This window comes from Synechococcus sp. OH2 (assembly GCF_047462155.1).
In the GTDB taxonomy this organism is placed as follows: domain Bacteria; phylum Cyanobacteriota; class Cyanobacteriia; order Thermostichales; family Thermostichaceae; genus Thermostichus.
On sequence record NZ_JANSIR010000078.1, the window covers coordinates 6,631 to 18,145 of the forward strand.

Below are 11,515 nucleotides of genomic sequence, written 5' to 3' on the forward strand. Positions count from 1 at the left end.
GCCCGTTACCCTGCGGCTGCTGCTCATTGGGCTGGCCTTGGGGCCGCTGATGGTGCTGCGCTGGGAGAGCGGCTGGCTGTTGCCCTGGCTGGCAGGACTGCTGCTGGTGGCTTTTCGCCGCGAATCTTGGGGGTTTCGCTGGGTCTCGCTGCTGGTGGCGGGGTTTATCAGCCTGGCCCTGATCTTGAGCTGGCTGTATGTCAACTGGTTGGCGGTGGGGGATCCCTGGGCTTTTACTTACCAGGTGGGCAGCGGCCTGCGCCTGCCGCAGTTGCGGGAAGACCTGCAGCAGGCCGGCGGCTGGCAAGGGCTGGTGGAGCTGGGGAAGTGGCTGGCGGTGCTGGCCCCTGCCTATCTCCTGTTGGGGATGGGATCCCTGCTGGGCCGCTGGGTCGGGGCCTTGATCTGGGGGATGCCGTTGGTGGTTCTGCTGGCTTCCCTGGGCCAGGGGCTGTTTTTGCCGGAGCTGAGCCGCTTTGGTCTCGTCTGGGTGCCGCTGCCGTTGCTGATGGGGGCCTACTTAGTCCGCGGAGCCGGCCCCGGCTGGGCCAAGCGCCTGTTGATCACCGCCCTTTTGGGGCTGAACTGCCTTACCGCTGGCTATGGGCTAAGCCAAGAGCCACGATTTTTGGCGCCCCTGGTGGTTGAGGAGCGGGATCTCTGGGAGCGGCTGGTGGCAGGGGTGGCGCCCCTTAGCCGTGAGTTGGGAGCGGCCCAAGATCTGTATGAAGTCACCTCTGGCGGGCAAGCTCTAGAAGGCTGGCGCCGGCAGCGGCAGGCAAAGCGCCAGGTAGGGCAATATCTCCGCCGCCACCTCTTGCCCGGCGAGAAGGTGTTGGTGGACGACGACATCCACTTTGAGGCTATCTTTTGGGCGGGGGATCCCCGCTTGTTCCTTACCCCCCACCAGTACGAGTTTGCCTTGGCCCTGCAACACCCCCAGGAGCGGGTGGACTACTTGCTGGTGGCGGGGCCGGCGGATCCCTTGCGGAGCGCCGATCGCATCCTGCAATTTTGGCCTGAGCTTACCTTTGAGGGGCTGCCGGGCTTTAGGGAGGTCTACAGCTCCCCGCAGGTGCGGCTGTGGGCCCGCCAGGCAGAGCTTGAGGAGGAGACGAGATGACCTGGAAACGGCAATGGCCGCGGCGACAGGTGCTGCGGATAGGCGGAGCGCTGCTGGCTTCCTATGGGGTTGGAGTTGCCGGCTGTGGTCAGGGCTCCGAGAACGTTGCCACTGGAAACCTGAACTTGTCAGAGCTCTTGGCCCGCTGGGAAGTGGGCACTGGCGAGGATCCCGGTCGCTTCCTCTGGGAAATCGAGTCGGATCCGCAGGTGGCAGCGGTGGCGCGGGACTGGGATCCCCATTTCTTAAGCGGCTGGCTCAACAGCTTTGACCACCGCCAGGGGGATCTCTCCTTCTGGCGCAACTGGCACCAGGCGGGGCTTTTGCGGCAGTGGTTTGAGCGGGGCTACAGCCTGCACATCATCACCTGGGAAGACGACACCACCCGCCCCTGCGGCGACTACCACCTCTCGCCGCAGTTTATCCAGGACGTAGCCGAGCTGGCCGGGTATATTGCCCAAGCCAACCCCCAGGGCCGCCCCACCTACTGGAGCCTGGCCACTGAGTTTTCCTACTGGCGCGTCCCTGCCGATACCTACAACGCCGACACTGCCCCCTACTACCGCGCCCTGATGCGCAACATCTTAAGAGCCCGCCAGGCCATCAAGGAGCGGCTGCCCGAGGCCGAGGTGGCCCTCTGCTGGGGCGGCTGGATTGCCACCTTTGACGATCGCCGCCGCGGGGCAGGGCGCAGCATGGTAGAGCCTTTTGCCGAGACGATGAGCCAAATGGACGGGATCGCCTTCCAGTCGATGCGCCAGCGGCGACCGGGGGAGTTTAACCCAGAGCTCAACGGCCCGGATCCGGGTAACCCCGAGCAGATCCGCCTCTGCTGCCGTCTCTTTGCCCCCATCCACCGCAACCTGATGCTGGCCCACTACGAGCCCTCGATTAAGGACAAGCACCCCAACGGTGGCCGGGCCGACACTGTCCAAGTGGATTTTGAGATCATGAGCCGGCCCGAGTGGCTGCAGGAGGTGTCGCAACTGGGATTGCGGCGCCTGTCCCTGATGCACTACGGCCTCTACAAGGGGGATCCCTATGGGGCGCTGACGGCAGCCCGGCAATTCCGGGCCCGCGTAGGTTTGCCGGCTATTGCCCAGAGGGTGTAGGTGGATGGAGACGAAGGCCCAAAACGGAGCTCTGTAGGTACAATCCCCCTTGGCGGCGCCGTCGAGAGGGATCCCTAGATGAAGCCTTTGGCAATTGCAAGAAGCTGGCTGCTGGGCCTGGGCCTTGTCTTGGGGGGGTGGGAGCTACCGGTCTGGGCCGGCTGCGGTTTCCCTCGCGGGGCAGGGAAAACGTTTTTCTCGCTCCAGCCCGAGGTGTACCAACCCCGCACCCGCTTTGACCAGGGGGGACGTCTGCAGCAGGCCCTTTCCGAGTATGGCGAGACCCGCCTCAACCTGTTTGGCGAAACCGGCCTCAGCGATCGCCTCACCCTCAACCTCAACACCAGCTACGTTTTCCTGGAAAATCGCTTTGCCAGCGGGGCTGAGACCGTTACCCAGCGCAACCAGGGCCTGCGGGATCTGGAGCTGGGCCTGCGCCACACCTGGGGAGAGGGGGATCCCTTTTTCTCGGCTCAATTGACGGCCCTGATCCCGCCGGGATATGCCACCCAGAACACCCCCCTGCCCTTGGGCTATGGGGTTTTCGGCTACGACCTCAGCGCCGGCCTGGCCGCCTCAGGCAAGCTGGGATCCCTGCCCGCCTTTTTCGACTCCTGTCTGACCTTTCGGGACTACCTGGGCTACCCCGGCGACCGTCTCAAGACCAACTTGACCTTTGGAGCAGATCTCAGCCCTGAGGTGCAGGCCATTGTGGCTTTGGATGGCGACTTCACCCTTGGCAACGGCGCCCCGCTCCTTTTTGGGGATCTGGCGGTGCAGGATCCCGACTACAACAACCTCAAGCTTTCCGGCCAGCTCAACTGGCGCCTAGAGGGGGGGCTGACCCTGGGGCTAGGGGGGTTTCAGTTTTTAACAGGCCGCAACACCAATGCCGGCGGCGGCTTCACCGGCTATGTGTGGCTAAGTTACTAAAACTCAACAAAATGTTGCGGGGTATCTACCGCGGCAGCAGGGATCGGCAGAGGCAGATCTAGGATGAGACTTGGCAAACCTTGGCCTGGAGAACGGATCCCATGCCTCGCTTTGAAAACATCGTTGCCGCCATCGACGGCAGCGGCCCCACCGAGCAAATGGTGCACACGCTGCTATCTTTGCCGGCCTTTGCCCAGTGCCACGTAACCCTGCTGCATGCGGTGCCTTCCCAGACCTCTGCTGAGGACATGCGCGCTGCCTGGCAAAAGGGACAGGAGCTGTTGGCCCAGACGCTGCAGAGTTTTCCCCCGCGGCCTGGGCTAAAGATCAGCACTCAACTGGTGGAAGGGGATCCCAAGGTGGTGGTACTGCAGGTGGCCGAGTCCCTGCCCAATCCCCTCATCGTGATGGGATCCCGCGGGCGCAACCGCATCATGGCCATTTTGCAGAACTCGGTCAGCCAATACGTCTTCCAGCTCGCCTCCTGCCCCATGCTGCTGGTTAAAGACGACGCCTACGTCAAATACCCCAGCCATGTCATGGTGGCCCTCAACAACTCCCCTGCCGCCCAGGCTGCCTTTGCCACGGCCCTGGATCTGGTTGCCGGTATCCCGGGAGCCCAGATTTTTCTGGCCTCGGTACAACTGGATGCCGACGCCCAAGGCCGGGACGAGGTTATAGACAAAGCCATTGCCACCCTCAAAAGCCGCCAAATCGGCCACCAGGTGTTTACGGCGGTCGGGGATCCCGGCACCGAGATCGTCCGCTTGGCGGAAGAGAGCAAGGCCGACCTGTTGGTGATGGGATCCCCGGATCGCCGGCCCAGTATTGCCCGCAGCATCCCTGACCTGGATCGGCTGCTGGGGCGCTCCATCTCCGACTATGTGCGGGTGCACATCGGCTGCCCTGTGCTGATGGTGCGCTCGGCCCAAGACTGAGGGATCCCTAAGGCAAGATAGAACGGCGCTCCGTCACGCGGTCGCTTTGCTGCTGGCGATCCGGACTGACGGCCCAAGCCTCGAAGATGAGTTCAGGAACGCCGGGGGGAATGGTCATGCGGGTGAGGGCTTGCCACCGTCCCTGGTCATCGCGGGAGAAATCCAGCAACCAACGGGGGCCATCCACCAGCGAGCGGGTGCGGCCGTGCTTGACCCAAAACTTAATCCACAAAGGAGGCTGAGAGGTCGAGCCACCGGCAGAATTGACCGAGGCCGGCAAACGCAGCACTACGTCGAAATTGTCACCTGCCCGCAATTGCTCGGGCACCACCAGTTGCGGTACCGGGCAAGCTGCCGGCACCTGGGGGGAAAGAGGCGAGGTTCCCGGAGTGGCGGCGGCGAGCGGTGGCGGCGGGGCCGCCTCCTCGCGAGGTGGCTCCGGTTGGGCGGCAGGTTCGGGTGCGGTGTCTGCTAGGGGGGCAGGGGAGGCTGGGAGCTCTTCTGGCTGAAGCGGGCTGGGAGCTCCTCCAGCATCCTCTTTTCCCGCAGGGGTGCTGCGCTGCCAGATGCGCAACAACTTCTGCAGGGTGCGTTCGGGGGAGAGCAAAGGTGAGGTCGGGGAAGAACTGTCGGCTGCGGCTGGCGTTTCGTCTTGCCGCTGCTGACCCGCAGGGATCCCGGAGGAGGGGGGGAGGACTTCCCCCTGGCCGCGACAGCGAACGGAAAAGGAGATCCGCAGCGGCTCTGGATCCGGCCAGGAGGACGGAGTAAGGCGCAGTTCCCCCCGCAACGGACGGCTCCAGGTATAGCTCGGCAGGGTGATGGGAATGCTGAACACCGCTGTCCGGGCTTCAGCCGGAAATTGAATCAGCCGTTGCCCCTCGAAAACCGGGCTCTGTTCCCCTTCACCTTCTTGCCAAACTCGTACCCGCAGCTCGCCACTGCAGCCAATCCGCCCCGTCAACACCAGCACCTCATCGGGGGATCCCTCCAACTCGCTGTGCATCAGGGAAAACAGCTCTGGCGGGATGGCAGCCGCTTTGGTCTGGGCAGAGGGTTCGGGCCCCGTTGGCTGGGCCGCCAAAGGTGCTGCGGGTTCCGGCTGAGCCGAGCCGGGCACAACCTGGAGACGCAGGCAGTTGTTCAGCTCTGTCTCACCAAACAGCTCGGCAATCAAATCGGCATCGCGGCAGTGGAACTCCCAAAAACCAGGGGCGAGGTGGGTGGCCGGCAGGATGATGCCGATCCCCTCCTCGTTGGTGCGCACCGAACGGGTTTGCAGGAGCGAGGTGGTTGTCTTGGAGTTTGCTCCTGCCGGGGATCCGCTATTTTCGGTCGGCAGAGGGCGCTGGCGGACTTCCACTGTGATGGTGAAGTGGGGCTGGGGGGAACGGGCGACGATGGTGTAGGTGTCCTCTTCCAGAATGGCTCCCTCGGCTGGTACCGGCTGCCAGTCTTCTCGGCCGTTGCGCCGCACCCAAAAACTCAACATCACTCCATCACCTCTGGGACGCCAAATACTGCACCAAGTCAGCTTGCAAGAGGGTTTGCTGCTGCCCCGTGGGCAAGTGCTTGAGCTGCACCTCCCCGGCTGCAGCTTCTGCGTCCCCCAGCGTAACAGCCCAGGTCGCACCACTGCGGCTGGCCCGCTTGAACTGCTTGCTGAAAGCGCTGCCGCTGAGATCCAGCTCGGTGCAGAAGCCGGCTTGGCGTAGGGCTTGGGCGATCTGGAGGGATTGGGCCTCAGCCTTTGCCCCGCGGGAGATCACGTAAACCTCGACCGGTGTTGGCGGAATCTCCCCTTGTTTCTTCTGCAGCAGCAACACCAGCCGCTCCAGGCCGATGGCCCAGCCCACCGCCGGGGTCGGCGGCCCGCCCAGCTCTTCCACCAGGCCATCGTAGCGCCCGCCCCCGCAGACGGTGCTCTGGGATCCCAGCTCCGGCGAGATGATCTCAAAGGCGGTGTGGGTGTAGTAGTCCAAGCCGCGCACCAGGTAGGGATCCAGCTCATAGGGGATGTCTAGGGCCTTGAGATGGGCTTGCACTTGCTCGAAGAAGGCGCGTGAGTCAGCACTGAGGTAATCGGGCAGCTTGGGTGCTTTCTCCGCAATGGCACGGGTATGGGGATCCTTGCTGTCGAGGATGCGCAAGGGGTTGCGGCTGAGGCGCTCTTGCGAGTCGGGATCGAGCTGCTCTTTCAAGGGGGTGAGGTAGTCCACCAGGGCTTGGCGGTAGGCCCGCCGATCCTGCGGATCCCCGAGGGAGTTGAGCCGCAAGGTGAGGTTTTCTGCCCCCACCGCCCGCAGCAGATCCCAGGCCAAGGCGATGACCTCGGCATCGGCGCGGGGATCCCGGCTGCCCAGCAGCTCCACCCCCAACTGATGGAACTGGCGTTGCCGCCCCGCCTGGGGACGCTCGTAGCGAAACATGGGCCCGCAGTACCAGAAGCGCTGCACATCGCCTGCCACCTGCAACCCGTGCTGGATGTAGGCCCGCACCACGCCGGCGGTGTTTTCGGGGCGCAAGCTCACCTCCTGCTCGCCGCGGGTGCTAAAGGAGTACATCTCCTTACCCACCACGTCGGTGGCGCTGCCAATGCTGCGGGCAAAAAGCTCCGTCAGCTCCAGAATCGGGGTGCGGATCTCTTGGTAGTTGGCCCGCCCCAAGATCTCGCGGGCGCTGGCCTCCACCTGCTGCCAAAGCCGTACCTCCTGCGGCAAAATGTCGCGGGTGCCCCGCACCGCCTGGATTTTCTCCATGTTGGTTCCTCTTGCCCAGAGCCCCGTCCTGGGAACCAAGGGTTCATGTCAATGCCATCATATCGGCAACAGCGTTCCTGCTGCTGAGGGGCAGAGCTAGCCCCGGCTCAAGCGAGCGTAGAAGGCCGCAACTTGGCTGCCAGCGGCCACAGCCGCCGTGGTGGCTCGCAGGATCGTAGGGCCCAAAGAGACAGGTACTCCGCCGTAGGCTTCCGCCTGGCGGCGCTCCATCTCTGTCCAGCCGCCTTCAGGGCCAATGGCCAGTGCCACGACAGGATCCCTCCGTTGCGGTAGGACTTGCAGCAGCGGGGGGGCCTCTCGGCGGGCGACGGCTATACCCCACCAATCGGCTTTGAGCTCGGCTAGCCAACGGGTCCATGGGGTGGGTGGGTCGATCTGGGGCCAGCGCAACCGCTCACATTGTTCTGCGGCCTCTTGCACAATTTTTTGCCAGCGTTCTTGCCGCCCAGATCCCGGCTCCACCACAGTGCGCTCCGTCAGCAGGGGGGTAATGCGCGCTGCCCCCAGCTCGGTAACCTGGCGAAACACCTCATCAAACCCCGGCCCCTTGACCACCGCCAAGCCCAGATGCAGGTAAACGGGCAACTCCCGCGGCAGCGCCTCCACCTCGCCCGCAATTTGGGATCCCTGCGGCTGCCAATGGGCCAGCCACAGCTTGCCGGAGCCATCCAACACCAAGAACGGATCCCCCGGCTTGAGGCGGCGCACCCGCTGTAGGTAGTGCTGCTGCGGGCTGGTCAAGTGGAGCCCACCCGCGGGATCCCGTTGGGCCGGGTCGATAGCCAAGCGGGGCAGGGAACTCAGGTCGTGCGTGCGTTCAGACAGCACCACTCCCCCCGTCGCCAGAGGGCTGCCACCACCCATTCATTGGCCTCCAACATCTCCGCCACCAACTTGGCCTGCTCGATGAGGATACCGCTGAGGATCAGCCATCCCCCCTTTTTCACCACCAGGCCAAACTGCGGGATCATATCCAAGAGCACGTCCGTCAGAATGTTGCACACCAGCCCATCCACCATCTCGGGAATATGCTCCAGGCTGCCTTTGGCCACCACAATGCGATCCGTCAGGCCGTTGAGATCCCGGTTCTGGAGCGTGGCCTGCACCGCCAGCGGGTCAATATCCACGGCATAAACCCGCTTGGCTCCTAAGAGAGCTGCCGCCACCGACAAAATGCCCGAACCACAGCCCACATCGGCCACTGTGACTCCCCCAGCACCCCCCCCAAGGCGCATCTCCAGAGCCTCCAGGCAAAGCTGGGTGGTCGGATGAGTACCTGTGCCAAAGGCCATGCCCGGATCCAGCCGCACCAGAAGACGACCGGGGTGGGGGGGTGGATCCAGCCAGGCCGGACAGATGAGCAGCTTGTCCCCGACCGGTTCGGGCTGCCAGTGTTGCTTCCAACTGTTGCTCCAATCCTCTGCCTCTATGCGTTCCCAGCGCAGCTTGGGAAGGGGCTGGCCGGCAACAAGGGCGTCTTGCCGCAGGCGCAGCGCCAGAGCAGCCAAATCCAGGAGCGTGGCGCGGAACCAGGGCAAATAGGCATGAATACTGATTCGATCTTCACCGTAGGCCTGGCTGGCCATGCCCTGACAACCAAAGCTCTCCAGCCGCCAAAAGATCTGATCCTCCTGGGCAGGGGAAGCAACGATGTGGAGATCCCACCAGGCCCCATCGGGATCCGGCCCTTGGGCAGGCGAGAGCGGGCTGAGGTTGGCAACGGTCGTGCTCACAGGGATCCCTTCAACAAACCTAAGGAAAACCGAAATTTTGGCTAACAGAATAGCGATCCAAGTCGCCAGCAGGCTAGCACTTAATACAGAACTCTATATCAGAAATTGTAGTAATTGCAGTCTTCCCCTCAATTCGTCGTTTAGGCTTTAAGAGCCTGCCCCATTGTTCCTGGTTAGTCTGGGATTTGAAGGCGCACACTGTTGACTCAGCAGCGACGCAGGGATGGACTCCCCCCAATTGGGGGATGGCCCTCAGCGGTTCCTTGGATGTCCAGCTCAGCCTTATGAGATAGATTAAATCCAAAAGTATTGAACAAGAATTGGGTACAGCGTTGACGCTCGCTTCGAGCCCCAGTGATTTTACGGATAGATGGGGTTTGGCCAGGGCGTGTTGAGCAACGATAGAGAGGAAGCAATGCAGGCGGCAGAGTCGATGTCAACTGAGCAGTCAGCGCAGCAGCCGAAGGTGGCTCCTCTTGCCAGAGAGGAAAGGGCTGCCCATGAGGATCCCCAGCCGCTCGAAGTCAGCCCTCGCAAGCACTCCGTCCCGCTGACGCGAACGGCTCTGATGCGGCGCTTCAACCAGAGCTTTCCGCCTTTCTACAGCCAGTTTGTCAGCAGCGAGGTTCAGGTTCAAAACTTGCGTCTGGCCTATGCCCTCTACCAAACCCGCAAGGCCGTGGTACAGATGCAGGACGAGCGCGGCAAGACAGTAGTTTGTCTGGCCTATCGCAACCGCCCTTCTCTGCTCAGCGACCTGTTTGGGGTGCTCACGGCATTCAATCTCTCGGTACACGGCATCCATCTCTACGGGCAGATCTACGCACCCCACTTGGTTTTTATTCGGGTCACTGTCTCCCGCGATGGCCACAGCCTTTCCTCCCAGACCAAGCTCAACCTAGAACGGGCTATTCACGAGTGCTTGGCAGGGGTGTTTCCCGTTCATGAAACTTTGGCGCTGGAGTTTGATCTCAAGGCCGGCTTGAAAGACACCCAGGTTTCTTTTTATTTTGACCCAGTGTTTCATCTGCCCACGCTGTTGGTGGATGTGGACAACCAGCCGGGCGTGTTTTACCGGGTGATGACTGCTCTAGCGCAGGAGGATTTGACTGTGGTTAACCTCAATCTGATGCTTCGCCGCAAACGGGCGCGCTTCATTTTCTACTTGCTGGGGCCGGATGCAACTCCAGCCATGCCAGAGTTCCTGGGGCAAAAATTGGCGTTGAGCATCCAGCAGCGGCTGCAAGGGGAGCTTGTCTAGATCTGCACTAGGTCTGCATCGGACTGGGGGGCAAGTCAAAAAGGACGGTGCTCATGTAGCGCTCGGCCCAGGCGGGGCCAAAAGCTTTTTCTAGAACGCGGCGGGTGCGGTCGTTTTGCTGTTGCTGGCTGCAGTAGCGCTGCTGCCCTTGGTAGTGGGCCAGGATCTGTGCGGGATCCGTCTGCGGGGGGATCTGTTGCGCCAGCCGGCAGTGGATTTCCAAATAACGGCGGGCGAAATCCAAAAAGCGGTCGGCTTCTGCCTCGTCGCCGGGCCGGATGAACAGACAGTAGGGAGAAAAAATCGTCCCCCACGGCGGCAACTGGCGTCGCTCTTGGAAAGGGGCGAGATGAGCTCCCAAAGCTTCCAACTCTTGGACATAGGGATCCGGCAAAGTGGGGGTGACCGGCGAGAGATCGACGATGGCGGCGCTCACCTGACCGCGGCCGGCCACAATATCACAGCCGAACAGCGGCAGCGGGTACTGCGGCTGCGGAAACATGACGCAGTGGAGAATATCCAGGCTTTGCCCGGCCTGGGCCAGCTCCAGGTGCAACTTGCGAAAGGGAGCCCCTTGGTAGCAGCGGTTTTCAATCTGCAATTTCTCCCCCTCTAGGCGGCCCTCCACATAGCCCAGATCCTCCGGCAGGGCATAGGGAGCCAGGGCGAGGTGGGATCCCCAGATCTCTAGGATTGCCTCCGAAAGGCGCTGGATGAGGGGATGCAGTTGCGCTTGCAGAGCAGGGGCGGTGAACATGGGAGCCAAGAAGACCGGTTAAGCGACAAGTCCTCGAAAGCCGCGCCGGGCTAATCCGCAAAGGTGCCTTCCTGAAACCCAGGTTTCAGTAAGCTGAGGTGGGACTTAACAAAGCAAGGGATCCCAGCCAGTCCAGGGCTGCCGGGGGCTTTGGCGGAGGTTGAGAGGGCCGGGTGCTGACCCTACCAGGCGTTGGCAGCGTTGAGCGCCATTGGATTGCTCGAAGACGGAAGGGGTGGGATTCGAACCCACGGTGACCTTGCGGCCACAACGCTTTTCGAGAGCGTCACAATCAACCACTCTGTCACCCTTCCAGTCTGCATAGGGCTTTACCATCTTAGCGGCAAACGGGCTATCCTGCCCGGATCCCCTCTCGTGGAATGGGGCGGATGCAACCTGGGCAATTACCCCAGGGCCAAAGCTCTTGGGGGGTACGGCCCAGCCAGAAACCGCAGGGGAAATGAGATCATAGAGGTATGGCTGCCCTTTCCATTCACCACTTCCGCCAGGCCAAACAGGCGGGTCAACCGTTGGTGGCCCTCACCGCTACCGACTATGCCACAGCGCAGATCTTGGATCGAGCCGGGATCGACTTGATCTTGGTAGGCGACAGCCTAGCCATGACCAGCTTGGGGTACAGCAGCACCTTGCCCCTGACGCTGGAACAGATGATCCACCACGCCCAGGCAGTGCGCCGCGGTGTAGAACGAGCCTTTTTGGTGGCCGACTTGCCTTTCTTGAGCTACCAAGTCTGCAAAGAGCAGGCCCTCTTCTCGGCAGGACGGTTGATGAAGGAGGCAGGGGTGAATGGGGTGAAGCTAGAAGGGGGCTACCCAGACATGGTGGAAACGGTGGCCTTTCTGGTACAGCGAGGGATC

General features: G+C 62.4%; 11 protein-coding genes and 1 tRNA gene. 6 read left to right on the forward strand and 6 right to left on the reverse strand.

The window, feature by feature from the left end; translation table 11 throughout:
• The 4 genes from NW835_RS06710 to NW835_RS06725 form a co-directional block, all read left to right on the forward strand.
• Window positions 1-1,123: hypothetical protein (locus tag NW835_RS06710; RefSeq protein ID WP_414414857.1), on the forward strand; the 1,123-nt coding region annotated here is incomplete at its 5' end.
• Window positions 1,120-2,235 (forward strand): hypothetical protein, encoded by a 1,116-nt coding sequence (locus NW835_RS06715; RefSeq protein ID WP_414414858.1) that lies wholly within the window; start codon window positions 1,120-1,122, stop codon window positions 2,233-2,235. The genes NW835_RS06710 and NW835_RS06715, both read left to right, overlap by 4 nt.
• A gap of 78 nt (window positions 2,236-2,313) precedes the next feature.
• Window positions 2,314-3,168 (forward strand): hypothetical protein, encoded by an 855-nt coding sequence (locus NW835_RS06720; RefSeq protein WP_414414859.1) that lies wholly within the window; start codon window positions 2,314-2,316, stop codon window positions 3,166-3,168.
• Between the two features lie 101 nt (window positions 3,169-3,269).
• A complete protein-coding gene (locus NW835_RS06725; RefSeq protein WP_414414860.1) occupies window positions 3,270-4,106 on the forward strand; it encodes a universal stress protein in 837 nt (278 codons plus the stop codon).
• A gap of 7 nt (window positions 4,107-4,113) precedes the next feature.
• Here NW835_RS06725 and NW835_RS06730 read toward each other — a convergent pair whose 3' ends face one another.
• The 4 genes from NW835_RS06730 to prmA form a co-directional block, all read right to left on the reverse strand.
• Window positions 4,114-5,598 carry a hypothetical protein gene (locus NW835_RS06730; protein ID WP_414414861.1) on the reverse strand — a complete coding sequence of 495 codons (1,485 nt, stop codon included), beginning with the start codon at window positions 5,596-5,598 and terminating at the stop codon, window positions 4,114-4,116.
• 7 nt (window positions 5,599-5,605) lie between these two features.
• A complete protein-coding gene (hisS, locus tag NW835_RS06735; protein WP_414414862.1) occupies window positions 5,606-6,865 on the reverse strand; it encodes a histidine--tRNA ligase in 1,260 nt (419 codons plus the stop codon).
• Between the two features lie 96 nt (window positions 6,866-6,961).
• Window positions 6,962-7,714 (reverse strand): 16S rRNA (uracil(1498)-N(3))-methyltransferase, encoded by a 753-nt coding sequence (locus NW835_RS06740; protein ID WP_414386315.1) that lies wholly within the window; start codon window positions 7,712-7,714, stop codon window positions 6,962-6,964.
• On the reverse strand, window positions 7,687-8,508 hold the full coding sequence (gene prmA, locus NW835_RS06745; protein WP_414364651.1) for a 50S ribosomal protein L11 methyltransferase: 822 nt from the start codon (window positions 8,506-8,508) through the stop codon (window positions 7,687-7,689). Before prmA ends, NW835_RS06740 begins: the two co-directional genes overlap by 28 nt.
• A gap of 544 nt (window positions 8,509-9,052) precedes the next feature.
• Here prmA and NW835_RS06750 point away from each other — a divergent pair.
• A complete protein-coding gene (locus NW835_RS06750) occupies window positions 9,053-9,880 on the forward strand; it encodes a hypothetical protein (protein WP_414377898.1) in 828 nt (275 codons plus the stop codon).
• Window positions 9,881-9,887: 7 nt separating this feature from the next.
• Here the strand turns inward: NW835_RS06750 and NW835_RS06755 are convergent, their stop codons facing one another.
• Together NW835_RS06755 and NW835_RS06760 are read right to left on the reverse strand one after the other, a co-directional pair.
• On the reverse strand, window positions 9,888-10,637 hold the full coding sequence (locus tag NW835_RS06755; RefSeq protein ID WP_414377897.1) for a phycocyanobilin:ferredoxin oxidoreductase: 750 nt from the start codon (window positions 10,635-10,637) through the stop codon (window positions 9,888-9,890).
• 227 nt (window positions 10,638-10,864) lie between these two features.
• Window positions 10,865-10,951, reverse strand: a tRNA-Ser gene (locus NW835_RS06760).
• Between the two features lie 162 nt (window positions 10,952-11,113).
• On the opposite strand from NW835_RS06760, the gene NW835_RS06765 reads away from it, so the two are divergent.
• Window positions 11,114-11,515: 3-methyl-2-oxobutanoate hydroxymethyltransferase (locus NW835_RS06765; RefSeq protein ID WP_414414863.1), on the forward strand; the 402-nt coding region annotated here is incomplete at its 3' end.